General features: G+C 50.2%; 16 protein-coding genes. 9 read left to right on the top strand and 7 right to left on the bottom strand.

Annotated features, from left to right (window positions below; translation table 11 throughout):
* Window positions 1-5 precede the first annotated feature (5 nt).
* The gene (locus GTPT_RS09755; RefSeq protein WP_025902079.1) at window positions 6-656 is read right to left on the bottom strand and encodes a LexA family protein; all 651 of its coding nucleotides are present in this window, start codon (window positions 654-656) and stop codon (window positions 6-8) included.
* A 733-nt stretch (window positions 657-1,389) separates the two neighbouring features.
* Window positions 1,390-1,578 (bottom strand): hypothetical protein, encoded by a 189-nt coding sequence (locus tag GTPT_RS09760; protein WP_029991565.1) that lies wholly within the window; start codon window positions 1,576-1,578, stop codon window positions 1,390-1,392.
* Between the two features lie 84 nt (window positions 1,579-1,662).
* On the opposite strand from GTPT_RS09760, the gene GTPT_RS09765 reads away from it, so the two are divergent.
* Both GTPT_RS09765 and GTPT_RS09770 read left to right on the top strand, forming a co-directional pair.
* Window positions 1,663-1,866, top strand: a complete 204-nt coding sequence (locus tag GTPT_RS09765; RefSeq protein WP_025902080.1) for an ogr/Delta-like zinc finger family protein — start codon at window positions 1,663-1,665, stop codon at window positions 1,864-1,866.
* Window positions 1,867-2,256: 390 nt separating this feature from the next.
* Window positions 2,257-2,439, top strand: a complete 183-nt coding sequence (locus GTPT_RS09770; protein WP_025902082.1) for a hypothetical protein — start codon at window positions 2,257-2,259, stop codon at window positions 2,437-2,439.
* A gap of 450 nt (window positions 2,440-2,889) precedes the next feature.
* On the opposite strand, the gene proX is transcribed toward GTPT_RS09770, so the two are convergent.
* The 3 genes from proX to GTPT_RS09780 all read right to left on the bottom strand — a co-directional run bounded on the left by proX (window position 2,890) and on the right by GTPT_RS09780 (window position 5,082).
* Window positions 2,890-3,885: a glycine betaine/L-proline ABC transporter substrate-binding protein ProX gene (proX, locus tag GTPT_RS09775; protein WP_025902083.1), complete on the bottom strand. Its 996-nt coding sequence runs from the start codon at window positions 3,883-3,885 to the stop codon at window positions 2,890-2,892.
* Window positions 3,886-4,531: 646 nt separating this feature from the next.
* Window positions 4,532-4,636 carry a small membrane protein YniD gene (gene yniD, locus GTPT_RS17825; protein ID WP_235501106.1) on the bottom strand — a complete coding sequence of 35 codons (105 nt, stop codon included), beginning with the start codon at window positions 4,634-4,636 and terminating at the stop codon, window positions 4,532-4,534.
* A gap of 122 nt (window positions 4,637-4,758) precedes the next feature.
* The gene (locus GTPT_RS09780; protein ID WP_025902084.1) at window positions 4,759-5,082 is read right to left on the bottom strand and encodes a DUF6388 family protein; all 324 of its coding nucleotides are present in this window, start codon (window positions 5,080-5,082) and stop codon (window positions 4,759-4,761) included.
* Between the two features lie 184 nt (window positions 5,083-5,266).
* Here GTPT_RS09780 and yedD point away from each other — a divergent pair, with 184 nt between their 5' ends.
* Window positions 5,267-5,740, top strand: coding sequence for a lipoprotein YedD (gene yedD, locus GTPT_RS09785; RefSeq protein ID WP_025902085.1), 474 nt, complete (start codon window positions 5,267-5,269; stop codon window positions 5,738-5,740).
* A gap of 274 nt (window positions 5,741-6,014) precedes the next feature.
* Here yedD and putA read toward each other — a convergent pair whose 3' ends face one another.
* Entirely contained in the window at window positions 6,015-9,968 is a 3,954-nt protein-coding gene (gene putA / locus GTPT_RS09790; protein WP_029991567.1) for a trifunctional transcriptional regulator/proline dehydrogenase/L-glutamate gamma-semialdehyde dehydrogenase, read from the bottom strand.
* 405 nt (window positions 9,969-10,373) lie between these two features.
* On the opposite strand from putA, the gene putP reads away from it, so the two are divergent.
* The 5 genes from putP (at window position 10,374) to GTPT_RS09825 (ending at window position 16,023) form a co-directional block, all read left to right on the top strand.
* Window positions 10,374-11,858 (top strand): sodium/proline symporter PutP, encoded by a 1,485-nt coding sequence (gene putP, locus GTPT_RS09795; protein ID WP_029991569.1) that lies wholly within the window; start codon window positions 10,374-10,376, stop codon window positions 11,856-11,858.
* Between the two features lie 953 nt (window positions 11,859-12,811).
* A complete protein-coding gene (gene phoH, locus GTPT_RS09810; RefSeq protein WP_025902089.1) occupies window positions 12,812-13,600 on the top strand; it encodes a phosphate starvation-inducible protein PhoH in 789 nt (262 codons plus the stop codon).
* Between the two features lie 306 nt (window positions 13,601-13,906).
* Window positions 13,907-14,524, top strand: a complete 618-nt coding sequence (locus GTPT_RS09815; RefSeq protein WP_025902090.1) for a glycoside hydrolase family 19 protein — start codon at window positions 13,907-13,909, stop codon at window positions 14,522-14,524.
* Window positions 14,525-15,070 (top strand): hypothetical protein, encoded by a 546-nt coding sequence (locus GTPT_RS09820; protein WP_051170941.1) that lies wholly within the window; start codon window positions 14,525-14,527, stop codon window positions 15,068-15,070. It abuts the gene before it with no gap.
* A 98-nt stretch (window positions 15,071-15,168) separates the two neighbouring features.
* Window positions 15,169-16,023 carry an SDR family oxidoreductase gene (locus GTPT_RS09825; protein WP_029991574.1) on the top strand — a complete coding sequence of 285 codons (855 nt, stop codon included), beginning with the start codon at window positions 15,169-15,171 and terminating at the stop codon, window positions 16,021-16,023.
* Between the two features lie 71 nt (window positions 16,024-16,094).
* Here the strand turns inward: GTPT_RS09825 and GTPT_RS17930 are convergent, their stop codons facing one another.
* Window positions 16,095-16,217: a hypothetical protein gene (locus GTPT_RS17930; protein WP_256360145.1), complete on the bottom strand. Its 123-nt coding sequence runs from the start codon at window positions 16,215-16,217 to the stop codon at window positions 16,095-16,097.
* Between the two features lie 396 nt (window positions 16,218-16,613).
* Between GTPT_RS17930 and GTPT_RS09830 the strand changes: the two genes are divergently transcribed.
* Window positions 16,614-17,546 carry an alpha/beta hydrolase gene (locus GTPT_RS09830; RefSeq protein ID WP_029991576.1) on the top strand — a complete coding sequence of 311 codons (933 nt, stop codon included), beginning with the start codon at window positions 16,614-16,616 and terminating at the stop codon, window positions 17,544-17,546.
* Window positions 17,547-17,764: the final 218 nt, after the last annotated feature.

Genomic DNA, 17,764 nt, shown 5'->3' on the forward strand with positions numbered 1-17,764 from the left:
GATTTTTATCTCCGTCGCCGGTATTTCCGGTGTTCCATCATGGTACCGACAATCCGGATTTCCGAGGAATCAGAACGAAGTATCGGATAATCATCATTCAGCGGAACCAGTTCAAACACTTCATTGCCACCGATGATCCCGCGGGGGCGATACTTTTTAAATAAGGCTTCGTCTTCACCGTTTTTTGCGACAACAAAATCCCCCGGCAGCGGGAAAACATTGGGGTCAATAACCACCGCATCCCCTTCACTGAATTCAGGCTCCATAGAGCAGCCTTTGATGATCAGGGTGAATGCGGAAGACGATAAGTCCAGATTCGTCTGCAAGTACTCTATATTACCCTCCAGGTTCCTTATCGTCGACTCAGGCGTCCATTCTCCCGCCTGTACGTAGCTGATCACAGGAATATGTCTGATATCAGCATGCGCAGGCTCGACATTAGAGGCGGAATTTTCTCCATAAAGAAGAAATTCAGGCACACAGCCCAGTGCCTGGGATAGCGCAATCAGGTTCTCACCTTTGGGACTGGTTTTATCATCCTCCCATTGCGAGATAGCACCGCCTTTCACCCCGATTTTGCTACCGAGGGCGGCCTGAGTGAGTCGGAGCTCTTTTCTGCGCTTACGGATACGCATGCCGATGGTTTCATTTTTCATATTAAGTTATCTTAAATTATCTTGACTTAAGATTCCTTCATCTTTACATTTAAAGAAAACTTAAATAAAAGTTATCCGGGAGCCAGAGTGATGCAATGCGGACACATTGTAACCTGGCCGGCCGTCTCTGACATCACTGAACCCGATGATCCTGCGGACGGGAATGATTGGAAAGATCACATACCGGATGAATTTGCTCTTTAACAACGGCTTTTGCCTGCGTCGCTGAAAAGCGAATTTCTGAACGCCCTGAATCGGACTTTTGATCCTGCTTTACAAGTATCGTTGCAGAAGCTTATACCTGGTCTGCCGGTATTATTTGAAGGTGAGGACGCTTAGGCTGATAAAGGTAAGTCGCATAATACTTTTATAGCTCTTTGTTATCAGAGGAATTATTTATCCGGCGTGGATTGTCTTTAAATTCAACAAATCAATAAGTTGGAATTATTTAAGGTTGACCCGAACTTCATTTGACGGTAGATATAAGGGCCCGGCGATCACACCCAGAATATACTGAGCGGATCAGCGGGGGATGTCTCCCAAATTCAGCGAATTACCGGGTGCATCAGTTTGCTAATATTATCCACCCCGCGACAGCGGGGTTTTTTTATCTCTGCCATTTCCCTGTTCTGCAAATCTTCCCCCTTTAACCTCTGCCTGATGGAGGGGTCCTCTTGACGAAATAACGGGGGATGAAACTGATTGTGCCCTTACAAACCCCTGATGTGATCCGTCAGAGCGGATCTGACTTCCTGGCAGCGACGAAATTACCTTTGCGATGGGGCTGACTGACTGCCGGCAATAATCCGTGGGTGCGGTGAGGCATATGACAGAAGATGGCAGGGATGAATTCCGGACAGTCAACAGAGGCCATAAAAGCCGGTAACACGATAATCAGGCGATCACTTAAAGCCCGCAGCATTCACCCATCTTCGTAAGACGAAACCCGACCCCCGAAACCACCGCTATGCCGGTGGTTTTTTACTTTATAAATAAGGAGATAATGATGATGCGTTGTCCCGTTTGCCAGCATAATTCGCATACGCGAACCAGCCGTTATCTGACAGAAACGGCAAAAGAAATCTACTACCAGTGCCGGAATATAGAATGTTCATGCACATTTAAAACCATTGAAAGTCTGGATAAATTGATCACTGCGCCGGATATTTCGACTTCAGCATCGGGTTCACGGCCACCGGGCTATGAATGAGGCGACAGAAAGGAGAAATATCAGCGGTCTTAAATGATACGGTATGGGTGAGATGCGGGAAGAAGAGCGGTTGAGAAAGAGGGAGATTTCGTGGATTCTGATGATACTTTCCCGGCCGGGCGGGAGATTATTCCGTCGAACTTTATTTCGATTCTTCTCTGCCCGCAGATGAAAATACAGGAAATGAGAGAAATCATCACACGATGGAATGATATTTTCCGTAATGAGATAATAATTGACCTGTTTTTGAAGGATTTTTAGCTTACTTTCCTGTCTAATGTGTTTATTAGTGGTTTTTGCATAAACTGTCTTTATTAAAAGCAAGTTTTTAATTATTATCCATGTCGAAATTAGAAGAATCTTAAATTTGTTATTTTTTTTGGGGAAGATATGTTACAGCTTAAAGATGTTCATGGTAAGCCATTTATAATCAACAAGTTAAAAGTGATTAAGATTGAAGGTTTCGGTAATAAAACCAGAATTTTCATCGAAGGGCAGCCTTTGCCAGTGATAACCAATTATAATTTTACTGAACTTTCAGAAATGATGTTAAGCAGTGGCGGAGTTAATTAAATTTTTTCTGGTGGAAAAGACACCACCTGAGAGAGTTAACACAATCCTGTTGTTGTTTACGGGGTGAAAAATCTTTGACCGGTTAACACCGGTGTACGGCTTATATTTCTTTTTTCTGAAGCAGGAATACTGTCTGCAATTGTTCAGGTATTAACGGATGACTGCCTGAACATTCACTATCAAATTCTTCCGGTAGTTATTCTACGGATTAAGTATAAAGCCCCTTCCGGTGGTCGAAATGCGATCATCCGGCATTATCTTTCTGCAACCCATGAGTTCCTCCTGAAGACAAATCCATGGAGTATCAGTACATAGAGTGTGTTCATTTAGCAGCTCAACCATTCAGGCGGATCTTAATATTTACGATAAAGACAGGGGGTAATTCAGGAAACTCCTGCCGTGAATATACACGACAGGAGGTGGCAGTATTACATCATTAAGCTGTGCCGATTAATGATCAGCCGCTTTTTCTGCTGCAGCAATCCAGGAGTTAAACTCTGTCTGGTGTGCTTTAATCCATCCATCAACCTGCGCGGACACATCCGCACTGGAACTTTCACCATTATGCATGCTCATATTCTGCTGACTGATATCCTGTAAGGGGATTTTCATCAGGCTGAAGAGTTTCTTCGCAGCCGGATTTTTATCTGCCCAGGCTTTATTGACCAGAATATTTTCAACGTTTACATTGAATCCGTAGTTTTTGCCATTCGGCAGACGGGTATCTGTATTTGGCTGGCCGGCAGGGGCGGCAGAGAAGGGTACTGTCAGCCAGACGACATCTTTACCAGGTTTCAGAATATAACTCACCCAGTATGGCGTCCAGGTATAATACAGGATAGGTTTCCCGGCTTTATAGCGTGAAATAACGTTAGCAATCATCGCCGAATAGCTGCCCTGATCCTGTTCTACCGTATTGCTCAGGCCATAGGCTTTGATCTGGGCATCAATCACTTTGCCGCAAGACCATCCTGCCTCACAACCGGTCAGCGAGGCTTTACCGTCACCGGTATCATCAAACAAGCGGGCAATTTTAGGATCTTTTAATTGCGAGATATCGGTGATGTGATATTTTTCTGCCGTTTTCTTATCAATCAGATATCCCTGGGCTGCGCCGGTAATATAAGGACCTGCACGGAAAAAGCTTTTGTCTCCTCCGGCGGAGTTATACATATCAGACTGCAACGGCTCCCAGTCGACGGTCAGGAAAGTCGCATCACCTCTGGCCACAGAGGCATAAGCAACACTATAGTCCACTTCCTGAGTGGGCTTAACATCATAGCCTAGTTTAGCTAGCGCGCGATTAGCTAACTCAGTCTGGAATGACTCTTCTGCCAGCGGACTTTTTACCGCCTGAACGGAAATGCCTTTACCCGGAAGATCCTGTGCAGTTGCGGTTCCGCATAGAGAGAAAATTAATGCAGGGAGAATTATTTTTTTATTCACATGTGGCTCCTGTTGTTCTGATCTTTTTTACGCTAACAATCCCTGGCGCGGAAATCAAATTTAATTACCGATGGACTATAATGCCGATAAATATTCTATTTTCTGTGGGAAATACATGATATCCGCCAGCGTGACGGAATATATAAATCCTCTGCGGCACGATGAATAATTTCGTGTAAAATTCCTCTGCTTATTGTCACCTGCTAAAGTATTGCAGCCAGGAATATCGTTTGAATATCATACGGGCTATATCCTGTTATTTTTACATCAAACAGGGCGCAATTTTCTCCGGAAAACGCGTAGCGGCGGGGGATGTAGTGGAATAGGTGTCATTACAGTTCGGGGGATATTTCTGGCATATTTTCCGGAATTGAAGTTTATCCATTGCGTGGGAAATATCACCGGCATGTCAGGAGCGAATAACCTATATGGGGAAAGGCTTACGCCTTGAAATGTGCTGAATTATGCCAGGTGACTAATATCTGGCAGAATAATACTGCAAAGAGATGGCAAGCAACGGGTGTATTATTCTGCGGATCAATAAATACAGCAGAGCATGCTGCCTGTATCTGTAAATTCGCAGGCGATTTATGTTGCTATAAGGGGAGCAGACAGAGGGGTGGTGGCAGGATGGCACGACACAGGGTTATCCCCAAATCATGGCAGCCCAGCGCAACATCAGCAGACCCAGGCAGATGAAGACCAAAACCAGTACCATTTTTCCGTATTTTTTACTTCGGTTATTTGCCATGCAGCTCAATCCCCGGCGGTCAGTTTTATACTGATATTTACAGTAGCAGAAGCGCCTTTAACAGACAATCAACAGAGTACAGGGGGAATGCATTCCCCCCGTGTTTTAATACTGCTGATCACTCAGAGTTCATTTTTGATCAGGAACTCTTCCCAGCTCATTCCCAGAGCCTCAGCATGACTTTTCAGATAATTCTCAATCGCCGTTGCAGCCACTTCTTTATCCGGCTCGGCAAGCTGGATCGAAAAAATCATCCCATCCAGTTTTTTCTGACGCAGAAATGCGGCGTATATACGTTCGGCCTGTAGTGCACGATAAGCTTCAGGCTCCATACCCGCTTGTTTTGCTTCTTCTTCTGTTATTTCGTTCAGGGCCTGATTAAAATCAGGATGCGCCGAGAAAAACATATCTCGGGCAATCACATAATACTGTTCGGGCGTTTTCATAGCATTCTTCTTATCAACCAACATAGCGTAATTGTATCTGCTCCGCAGACTAATGTCAGGGCAAACTGTGGTAACCTGGCGGGATTTACTGCGGGATATTTGCTCCTCAGGGGCTGCAATAGCATGAGGACTCTATATAATGTCCGGGGAACAGGTTCCGGTGACGGGTTAACAGAGAAAGTATATGAAAAGATGGATGTTATTACCTTTGCTGGCATTAGCTGGCTGTGCGCAGATTGATAATTACCCGCAGGCCGCTAAAGTTCCGGCTCCGGCCGGGATGGCTGGAGTCTGGCAGAGTGACGGACCACAATCAGCGCTGGTCAGCCCTCAGGCGATGGCTTCTTTACTCATCAGTCCGCAAGGGGATACCCTGGATTGCCGCCAGTGGCAGCGGGTCATTGCCAAGCCAGGAAAGTTGTCTCAGATTGATGATGAACTGGTGAATATTAATCGCCAGTTACGGGTCATGTCAGTCACGGTGGAAAACGGGGTAATGCACTACGATGGCCTGACGCTGAAAAAAGTCAGTCAGCCGACCGAAGAGTGCCGCAAAGCCTTGTCCGAGTCCAGGGATCACCCGCAGCAACAGGTTATTCAGGATATTCAGCCAGCCCTCATGCAAAATCACTTTGCGGATGGCAGTACGGCGGGTTGAATGATGTGACCTGCCTGATCCCAATGGCAGGTCAGTTAAACCAATACGTTCACCCGGACACCCCTCTCACGCTTCGCGGTGACACCCCCGCGCAGATCCCGGGTTCCCATGCTATGTCCGGATATCTCTCTGCAGGCATCACCACGGCAAGATGAACACTGCGGGCCGAATAGACATAAGCCTTGCAGGGATGACCGTGTGACGCCGCCTGAAACGATTGGCCGGGAGAACCACTACCGTTCTGCGGCCCGATCTGCCGGGCCACAGACAGGCATCAGCCGATGGTCATCAGGCTGGCGTTACCTCCGGCCGCCGCCGTATTAACGCTCACCGAACGTTCAATCAGCAACCGTTCGCTTAACAGAGAAGTCTCTCCGCGTGCAAACCCCTGCACTGATACGATAGGGCCGTTACGTAACGCGACCTGACGACATAGCAGACTCAACTGGTCAGCATCTCCATGGAAAATGACCGCGTCATAATTATCATCGATTGCTGATGAACTGAGGTCCACCTGTCGCTGTACCTCTGCCGGTAAAGAACCAAGCCACTGACGGTGATTTTCATCGTCAGGCCAAAGAACCCGGCAGCCGGTACAGAGGGCCAGAGCCAGCTGACACAGTGCATCTTCAGAGGTATCCGCCAGACACAAGACCCGCTCCCGGGGGAGCAGGGTATAGCTGTTACGTTCTCCGGTCGGACCGGTTAATATTTTGACGCGCTGGCTCTGATTCTCTTCCGCAAAACGGCGACACTGTTCCGTCAGACGTGTGTTTTCCAGGGTCTGAGCGTATGAGCTCAGTGCGACAAACGGTTCCGGCAGAGTCATATCCGAATCAGGCAGCAGCGAGGGTATCTGTGACAGCGTCACTTTTATGGCGTCATTCGGTCGTGAGGATAGTAACCGGTACAGGTACAGAGGGCCGCCGGCTTTCGGACCGGTACCGGAGAGGCCTTCACCGCCGAACGGTTGCACACCAACGACGGCACCCACCATATTACGGTTAACATAGAGGTTACCGGCATGGATCCCGCCAGTGACCTGGTGGATAGTCTCGTCAATACGGGTGTGAACCCCAAAGGTCAGTCCGTAGCCGGAACTGTTAATGCTTTCCAGCACTTTCGCCAGGCCGTTACGGGGATAGCGCACCACATGTAATACCGGGCCGAAAATCTCCTGCTTCAGGTCAGCAGGCGAATCGATTTCTATTAAGGCCGGGATAACGAAATGTCCCTGGCTCAGGCGGGCCGCTTTCTCGCCCTCCGGGTGGGTAATACGCGAAACGCTAAAGCCTTTCTCCGCCATCGCGGAGATGTGCTCCTCAATCATCCTGCGGGCATCATCGTCGATCACCGGGCCGATATCCGTGGACAGATATTCCGGATTCCCGATCCGGTACTCTGCCATCGCGCCACGCAGCATCGTCAGGGTATGGTCAGCCACATCCTCCTGAAGACACAGCAGTCGCAGTGCGGAGCAACGCTGGCCGGCACTGTCGAAGGCGGAAGCTACCACATCAAGCACCACCTGTTCTGTCAGTGCCGAAGAGTCGACTACCATAGCATTCATTCCGCCGGTTTCAGCAATCAGTGGCACCGGCTGACCTGACGGGTCAAGACGCCCGGCAAGATTACGTTGCAACAATGCTGCCACAGCAGTAGAGCCGGTGAAGATCACCCCACGGATCGCTTGATCTGCAACCAGTTGTGCGCCGACACTCTCTCCGGCCCCCGGTAATAACTGCAGTACACCGCGCGGAACCCCGGCCTCGTGCAGGATCCGCACAGCCTCCATGGCAATCAATGGCGTCTGTTCGGCAGGTTTTGCCAGTACAGCATTACCGGCGGCGAGCGCGGCGGCGATCTGCCCGGTAAAAATGGCCAGCGGGAAGTTCCACGGACTGATACAGACCACCGTACCCAGCGGGCGGTGCGTTTCATTATCAAAATTCTCGCGTACAGCAGCAGCGTAATAGCGCAGGAAGTCCACCGCTTCGCGAATTTCGGCAATCGCGTTCGGGTAAGACTTTCCGGCTTCACGGATCAGCAGTCCCATCAGGATTTGCATCTGTCCTTCCATACGGACGGCAGCATCCTCCAGGATCGCCGCTCTTTCCTGCGGCGGAGTGGCAAACCAGATAGAGGAGGCCCGGGTACTGGCCGCAATCGCTGCAGTAACTTCCTGTGAGGTTGCCTCACGTACGCTACCTACGACATCCCGGGGGGCAGCCGGGTTGACGACCGGCAGCACAGGGTGTTCTCCGGAGCCCGGCGGCGCATCGATCAGTGGCTCAGCCAGCCAGTGGCGGGAGGCGCTGTTGAGTAAGGCACTGGATAACGAGGCCAGCCGGTGTTCGTTCGCCAGATCCAGACCTTCTGAGTTCTTACGTGTGTCACCGTATAAATCCCGGGGTAACGGGATTTTCGGATGAGGCAGACCTGCGACACCTTCTTCTGCGGCCAGCGTATCGGTAGCAAGTACCGGGTCAATAATCAAATCCTCCAGCGACAGGCTCTTATCGGCAATACGGTTAACAAACGAAGTGTTTGCCCCGTTTTCCAGTAACCGGCGTACCAGATAGGCCAGCAGTGTTTCATGTGTTCCGACCGGGGCATAAATACGGCAGGGGCGATTCAGTTTGCCTTCTGACAACGGACCGACGACCTGTTCGTATAACGGCTCGCCCATCCCATGCAAACACTGGAATTCATACTGACCGGGATAATAGTTATTCCCGGCTAACTGATAGATAGCCGCCAGACTCTGGGCATTATGGGTCGCGAATTGCGGGTAAATCAGATTCGGGACAGACAGCAATTTGCGGGCACAGGCCAGGTAGGAGACATCGGTATAGACTTTACGGGTATAGACCGGATAACCTTCCAGCCCCTCAGTCTGAGCACGTTTAATTTCGCTATCCCAATATGCCCCTTTGACCAGACGGATCATCAGTCGGCGGTGGCTGCGACGGGCAAGATCAATCAGTGAATCCACCACAAACGGGCAACGTTTCTGATAGGCCTGGATAACGAAACCAATGCCATTCCATCCTTCCAGTGCGGGCTCGAAACAGAGTTTTTCCAGCAAATCGAGTGACAGTTCCAGCCGGTCAGCTTCTTCTGCATCAATATTAATACCGATATCGTATTCACGGGCCAGCAACGTCAGTGATTTCAGCACCGGATACAGCTCATCCATGACACGGTCATACTGTGCGCGCTGGTAACGCGGGTGCAGGGCTGAAAGCTTGATAGAAATTCCCGGACCTTCATAAATCCCGCGGCCATTTGAGGCTTTACCGATGGCATGGATCGCCTGCTGATAAGAAAGCAGATAAGCCTCGGCGTCTTTACGGGTCAGAGCCGCTTCACCCAGCATGTCATAAGAGTAACGGAAGCCTTTATCTTCAAGACGCCGTGCATTAGCCAGAGCTTCAGAGATAGTCTCACCGGTGACGAACTGTTCACCCATCAGACGCATTGCCATATCCACCCCTTTGCGGATCACCGGTTCACCGCTTTTACTGATAATACGGTTTAGTGATCGTGACAGGCTGGCTTCGTTATGGGTAGCGACCAGTTTTCCGGTGACCAGTAGCCCCCAGGTAGCGGCATTGACAAATAACGAGGCGCTGCGCCCGAGATGTGATTGCCAGTTACCGTGGCTGATTTTGTCGCGGATCAGTGCATCCCGGGTGGGTTTATCGGGGATCCTTAATAGCGCCTCAGCGAGACACATCAGTGCGACACCCTCCTGAGAAGACAAAGAGAACTCCTGCAACAGCCCCTGAACCATCCCGGCACGGCCGCCGCTGGATTTTTGCTGGCGAAGGTTTTCGGCGAGCTTATGTGCCAGCTGATGGGTTTTTTCTGACAGCGCTGGTGTCAGGCGTGCCTGTTCCAGGATCATCGGGACTGCATCGGTTTCCGGCCTGCGCCATGCAGCAGTGATCGCTGCACGGATCACTGACTGAGGGAGTACCTGTTCGGCAAAATCCAGGAAAGGTTGCACCGGTTCGTTTTTCTCCGTGGTTTTATCCGGTTCATTACCGGTGCCGGAGAGTTCAGAAAAGAACGGGGTCTGGCCGGATTCTATCGCTTCCAGCAGGTTGAATATGGCCTGACGGATCAGCCAGTGTGGCGTCCGGTCTATTTTACTCGCGGCTTTTTTCAGACGTTCCCGTGTTTCTTCATCCAGTTTAACACCCATCGTGGTGGTCGTTGCCATACAGTTCTCCGTCAGTGATTAACAGGCAAGGTTGCACCTCAATATCACCCATGTTGCAACCTGTTGCAACTATGAAAAACTTATGAAACTAAAAAGTGTTACCCGGCGCAACTCTGGCATAGCTCCGGAAAGAGATTTTGAATTATTTGCGACATATTTCCCCATAATTATTCACCCTGTGGCATGCCGGATGCATAAAATACGGGTGGAAAACATGATCCGTCGCAGGTTGTTGAAAAAAAGAGGATGCATCAAGGGATTTTAAATGTTACTTCACTGTTAAAATCAGGGCGAAGAAAAAACAGGCGTAATGAACGGTTTCTGTGCGTGTAATGGACCTGCATATGACTTTTACGTGCTATTCAGCAGGAATTAGCCTGATAATAATAGAAAATGGAGATAAACATGACAGTCAGTACCCCTTTGTTAGTAACATTTATTATTTATATCTTTGGTATGCTTTTGATCGGCTTTTTTGCCTGGCGTTCAACGAAAAACTTTGATGACTATATCCTTGGTGGTCGTAGTTTAGGGAGCCTCGTCACGGCACTTTCTGCAGGTGCTTCGGATATGAGCGGCTGGTTGCTGATGGGGCTACCGGGTGCGATTTTTCTTTCCGGTATTTCGGAAAGCTGGATTGCCATCGGGCTTATCATCGGTGCCTGGCTGAACTGGAAAATTATTGCCGGCAGACTTCGGGTACATACCGAGCATCATAATAATGCGCTGACTCTGCCCGACTATTTCACCAGTCGCTTTGAAGACCGCAGTAAACTCTTACGGGTTATCTCTGCGGTGATCATTCTGGTCTTTTTCACTATCTATTGTGCTTCCGGAATTGTGGCGGGTGCGCGGCTTTTTGAAAGTACCTTTGGTATGAGCTATGAAACCGCGCTCTGGGCCGGAGCTGCTGCGACCATTATTTATACCTTCCTGGGTGGGTTTCTGGCGGTCAGCTGGACCGATACGGTTCAGGCCAGCCTGATGATCTTCGCGCTTCTTCTGACCCCGCTGATCGTTATTTTTGCCGTTGGCGGTATTCCGCAAGCGATGACGGTAATTGAGCATCATGGCCCTGGTTTTACCGATATTGTTAACCGGATGGATGTGATTGCCATTGTATCTATGCTGGGCTGGGGACTGGGTTATTTCGGGCAGCCACATATTCTGGCACGGTTTATGGCCGCAGATTCACATCGCTCTATGGTGGCCGCCCGTCGTATCGGCATGACGTGGATGATACTGTGTCTGGCGGGCGCCGTATCCGTAGGTTTCTTCGGCATTGCTTATTTTGATAATCATCCTGAACTCGCGGGCGAGGTGAATAAAAACGGAGAAAGGATCTTTATTGAACTGACCAAAATTCTGTTCAATCCCTGGATTGCCGGGGTTTTGCTGTCAGCTATTCTTGCGGCAGTGATGTCGACACTAAGTTGTCAGTTACTGGTTTGCTCAAGTGCTCTGACCGAAGATTTCTATCGCGCATTCTTTCGCAAAAATGCCGGACAACAGGAACGCGTCTGGATTGGCCGACTGATGGTATTACTGGTGGCTGTCATTGCGATCCTGCTGGCCCGTGATCCTGATAATAAAGTTCTGGGCCTGGTGAGTTATGCCTGGGCCGGATTTGGTGCAGCCTTTGGCCCGGTGATCCTGATGAGCCTTTGCTGGAAGCGAATGAGCCGGAACGGTGCTCTGGCGGGGATGATCGTCGGGGCCTCAACGGTCATTTTCTGGAAACAGTATAACTTCTTTGGTCTGTACGAAATTATTCCGGGCTTTATCGCCGGCTTATTGGCTATCGTCGTATTCAGCTTTATCGGCAAAAAACCTTCCGAAGCTGCGTTACAGCGTTTTGAGAATGCACGCCAGGAATTCCTTAGCGACTGAGGCGCGATTAGCCGTCCGGGGGCTGTATCCGGAGGACGATGACAGAGGACGTTCCCGATACCCTGTGAGAAAAACTCGCAGGCTTTGCTTTGCAAGCGGCCCCCTGTAAATCCTTATGTGGTTACTCTCGTGTCTGAGTGATGAAAGGGGGTGGGGCAGCTCCTGGTGTCATCTTCTCATTGTCATCTGTTTATCACTCTGCGGGAGGCTCGCAGAATATTCTTATCAGCGGTGGCACGTTGAGCAGGGAATATGATTGAGTGATTATCTGCGGTGATATCAACGTCAGCCGGGGGATAAAGCCCATGAAGTACCACTCCGGCATGCAGATATAGTGTGCTTTCTGGCAGCCTATATTTTTTCTTGTTATCGGCATGTTGATTTAAAATTTTCTGTTCTGCCGGTCCAGTCACTCTTTGTATACCGGTTAGACAGAACCACTGTAGCTGCCGGTTATTCTTCGGTCCCTGTTTTTTTTCATAGCACTATTTGGGGTTGTATGAAAAATAGCCATAAATAATGCATCTGTTTGTTATAAAAAGATAATGATATCCGATGGCATCGATGTTCAGGCAGAATGAAAAATATCTAATCAGAAATTAAGTAAAAATATTGTTGCATTCCCCGGGGAGCTGGTACAAGTTATTCATTGAGAGTTTCAGTATTACGAAGTTTCTCCGGAGTGTGTGTATGAATGGTGACTGTCGTTATTACATCAGCAACATTTCACTCGCGTCGCCAGACGTGAAGAGGCAGCACACTCAAAAATCCTTTTTCTTACTCAGCTTAATTTCATTACTTCATGTCTCTTTTACCGGTACACGTTTTTTTAACGAGGTACTGTTCTCAATGGCTGTTCGTGGCTCAGAAGGAAGCCTGTAAACCTCTAAAGCGTTCACGTATACGCGCCTGATATTCAGGCCGGAAAATGAAACCAACTGTAAGGTGCCAACATGGGAAGACAGAAAGCAGTGATTAAAGCGCGTCGTGAAGCGCGCCGTGTGATCCGTAATGATTCACGCAGTCATCGTCAGCGTGAAGAAGAATCGGTGACCTCGCTGGTACAAATGGGTGGCATGGATTCGATTGGCATGGCCCGTGATAGTCGTGACCGTTCTGTGATTGCAGCACGTAACGAGGCACAGGCAAATTATCTTTCAGCCATTGAACACAAACAGCTTATATTCGCCACCGGTGAAGCCGGGTGCGGTAAAACCTGGATCAGTGCAGCGAAAGCCGCAGAAGCCTTGTCTAATAAAGATGTCGAGAGGATCATTGTTACACGGCCGGTCCTGCAGGCCGATGAGGATCTGGGCTTCCTGCCTGGTGATATTTCTGAGAAATTCGCCCCGTATTTTCGTCCGGTTTATGATGTGCTGGTAAAACGCCTGGGCGCGTCCTTCATGCAATATTGTCTGCGCCCGGAAATCGGTAAAGTTGAGATTGCACCTTTTGCGTACATGCGCGGGCGGACGTTCGAGAATGCGTTTGTGATTCTTGATGAAGCCCAGAACGTCACCGCGGCTCAGATGAAGATGTTTCTGACCCGCCTGGGCGAAAATGTCACTGTTATCGTCAACGGCGATATTACCCAGTGTGATTTACCCCGGGGAGTCACATCCGGCCTGGCGGATGCATTACAGCGCTTTGAGGAAGATGAGCTGGTCGGCTTGATCCGTTTCGATAAACAGGATTGCGTCCGTTCAGAGCTGTGCCAGCGGACTTTAGAGGCCTATAGCTAAGCTAATCCGGCCAGGTTACCGGCGGTGAAGACTGCCGGCAGAGAAAGTTAATTTCAGAGAGGTCGCCGCGTGATTGCTGCGACCTCTTTTTTGTCTCCCTTGCTTACGCCACAGACTGAGCACTGCACTGATCCTCTGCCCGTTCCCGGCCCTGTCTCTGCGTTTTTTCGTGTTATACACACCCTTTTGTTGGCTGTCACGGGGCACAACACTCACTGCTGGTGGCCCGATGGCTGGCGACTTACTGTCAGGACTCACCTTATTTCTGACCCCTCAGGGTCGCGATTAAGCAGGAGTCTTTTGATAATGCAAACAGAACAATTTGCCGCTGCCGCCGGCATCAGTGGGGACCTGGCATCACGTTGGCTTGAGCCAGTGACCGGGGCGATGGAACGTTTTTCGATTATCCGTCCCATCGATCAGGCCATGTTTATTGCTCAGACCGCCCATGAATCCGGAGGATTCACCACACTGACGGAATGTTTTAACTATACCCCGGAGGCGTTACAACAACTCTTTTCATCTTATTTTACCCCGCAGCAGGCTATGGCCCTGGGCCGCACCGCAGCGCATTCTGCTCAGCAACCACAAATTGCAGAGCAATTATATGGACAGCGGCTGGGCAACCTGACACCGGCAGAAGGCTGGATTTACCGCGGCAGGGGGCTGATTCAGATCACCGGTCGGGAGAATTATTTACGCTGTGCCTCCGGTATTGGCTTGCCGTTGCTCAGCCACCCGGACCTGCTGGCGACCGATACGCCCGCCGCACTTTCCGCCGCCTGGTTTTTCGCATCACAGGGATGTCTGGCTTGTTCCGGGGATCTGGTGAAAGTAACGGAAATCATCAACGGTGGCAGGAATGGTCTTACCGACAGAGCAGAGCGCCTGCAGACCGCACTGACCGCATTGCAGCAGGCATAAATGATGAAAATGAAATCCATTCTGGCCATTGTGATCGGCATTTTCTGGTTACTGACGGTTGTCATAAGCGCAGTGACTGCTTACCGCTATAAAAGCGCTGTCACCGCACAACATCAGGCAGAGAAAGAACAGCAGTATCAGGCACAGGTTATCAGAATACAGAATAACCAGTGGCAGCGACTGAACGAACTTTCTGAAAAAGCTCTGCAAACGAATTTACGCGCAAGTACGCAAAGTGAGGAAAATATTAATGAATTCCGGACTGTTCTCCGTCGCCAGAAAACCTGTGATATTCCTGTGCCTGATGACATTGCTCAGCGGTTGTACCGTTACACGCAAGATTTACGTGCCGGCACAGTGCCAGCCACTGCCGGCAGCGCTGCTGCAACCCGTGCCGGTTCCCTTACCCCCGGACATCTGAGCTATTGTCAGGCCGTATTGTGGATCTACCCTCTGCTGAATGCGATTAATAACGCAAACCATCAGCTACAGGCCATTTCACAGGCAGATAAACTCCGGGGCCGGGGCACGGCCGGGCAGCAGTAACGTCTGATACGGTGCAGCTAAACTGTGCTATCCAGGCCGGAAAACAAGAGTGTTCTATACTGAAGAGTCAGCCATCACATTCAGCAGAGGAAAATGTCATGCTACAGAAGACTGTACTTATCACCGGTGCCGGCAGCGGATTCGGTAAAGAAAGCGCATTATTGCTTGCCAAAGCCGGGTATCAGGTGATTGCTGCCACTGAAACTGTTGCACAAATTCAGCCTCTGAAAGAGACTGCCCGTCAGCAGGGTCTGGACTTACGGGTGGAGAAACTGGACATTACTGACGAGAATGATCGTCTGCTCGCGGCCAGTTGGCCGGTCGATATTCTGCTTAATAATGCCGGTATATCGGAAGGCGGGGCGGTGGTTGATCTGCCTGAAGAACAGCTTCGTCGTCAGTTTGAAGTCAATGTTTTCGGGAGCATTCTTCTGACTCAGCAGTTTGCACGGCAGTTTATCGACCGGAAAGAGGGAAAAATTGTTTTCGTTTCATCGGTCGCAGGGATCACCACAGATCCGTTTGCCGGGGCTTATTCAGCCAGTAAACATGCGCTGGAAGCTTTTGCCGAAGCGTTGCATAAAGAATTGCGTGAATTTGGTGTGCAGGTTGCGACGGTAAACCCGGGCCCGATTCTGACCGGGTTCAATGACCGTATGTTTGAAGCGTGGCAACACTGGTGGCCGGAAGATAAAGAAGATACGGTATTCGACTATTCACAAATTGCATTCCCGCATGAACAGTATCAGCCACATCAGGTATCTGAACTGATTGTAAAAGTGGTGACCGGTGAGGAAACACATTACCGGAATGTTGTTCCGCAAGAGATCACAGAAGATACACGTCGCCAGATGGATGAAATATGGGATCGTAAAGTGACGGATAAGGCTGAGCGGGATCCGCTGGTACAAAAAGCCTATGAACTACAGCCGGAAACTCCCAACGGGAAATAATCTCCGGCGACAGGAAGGACCGTATCCTGTGCAAATCGCAGGATACGGCCAGTGATGTGATAACCGAACGTTTAACGACGTTTGTTTCCGCGGGAGAAGCGGGTTTTACGCCTGTCCCGCAGATAGGAGACAAACAGTACGCCGGCAATGATTAACAGCAGTATGGCGATCCCCGGAAGCAGATAGTTCATCATAATAATGTGCCTTTAGTGTCAGAAAGTGAAATTTTCGGCATTTAAATCAAAGGAATGAGACATAACTACCTGATGACACAATATTTTCTTTACTGTCGGCTGTCTGTGAGGGGTTGTCTTAATTTCACATCCTGCCGGGGGGAGCACATACAGATGTTTTCACCCGATCCTGCTGCGGGAGCAGGTTTACACCCCATTGCAGCAGAGGGGGAGGAAACTTTTTCGTGTGTGAAATTCAGCGTATTCCGGGTATTTCCGCGGGCATAAAAAGAGGCAGAGACTGAGGAACGGTAATGGTTCATGGCATCAGGACACCGTCTGTCATTTGTCTGTTGTGCTTCGGGGGGATATCGCGGTCTGTTGCCGGTAAAATTCTCTGACTGTAGGAGGCCATTGATGCATCGTCGTACTTTCCTGGCGTGTGTCGCCGCCGGAGTGTTCAGCGGCCGACAAAGCCTGAGTGTAGTGGCTGAGGCGGCCCCCGTGCAGTCACCCCCAGCGGAAGTGATACCGCTGTGGGCGGGGATACCTCCGGGAGGAGGAGGCCCAGGCGGGCCGGTAAAAGTTTCCGGGGATGGTGCGCTGAGCCATATTGCCCGCCCCGTACTGAGTGTTTATTTACCGGCTAATCCCAATGGTTATGCGGTACTGATTGCTGCCGGGGGGGGTTATAAACGGATAGAAATGCGTAAAGAAGCTTTACCCGCAGCGGCATGGCTTACCGCCCGCGGTTTTAGGGCCTATGTACTGACGTATCGCCTGCCTGATGAAAATTGGAGGGAGGGTACTCTGGTGGCCTTGCAGGATGCGCAACGGGCATTACGTATTATCAGGCAACGGGAGAAGCACCTGAGTGTACTGGGGTTTTCTGCCGGTGCTCATTTACTGGGATTAGCCGTGACCCGCAGTAATTTTGTCAGTTACCCTCCGACAGATGCTCTTGATACTCTGCCCGCAAAGGCTGACCGGGCAGCATTAATTTACCCGGTGATCACACTTGAACCTCCCTATACGCATACTTCAACACACCGTATCCTGGCCGGTACAGGGGCTTCTCTGCAGCAGGATGCACAGTGGTCAGTACAGAATTTTGTGACAGCGCAGTCACCTCCATTTTTCCTGGTGCAGGCGAAAGATGATCCGGTGTCTGACCCTGAAAATACCCTGATTCTGCAGGCTGCCTGTCAGCGGGAACATGTGCCGGTTGAGTTATTTCGTTATTCCCGCGGCGGACATGGTTTCGGTATGGGAAAACCCGGCACACCGACGGTGAGGTGGCCAGCGCATTATGCGAATTGGCTGACGGCATGGCAACGTGCTGTAAGTTAAAGGGGAGGGAGGAGGATTTTATTATCAGCACGGTGAATATTCCGTTCGCTTTGTAATAAGGCTTGCTGCCTGTAATCCGCCGTGGGCGACCGGGCAAAGGGCGCCTGGCCGCGCCCTCTGCACTCCCTGCCTTGCGACAAGCCTGCCCGCCGCTGCGCGGTACCTTCACTTATTCATGTGTCCTTTACGGACCGGTCATGATTCGCTCCTGCTCAGCA

It is taken from the genome of Tatumella ptyseos ATCC 33301, assembly GCF_000735525.1.
GTDB classification, from domain to species: domain Bacteria; phylum Pseudomonadota; class Gammaproteobacteria; order Enterobacterales; family Enterobacteriaceae; genus Tatumella; species Tatumella ptyseos.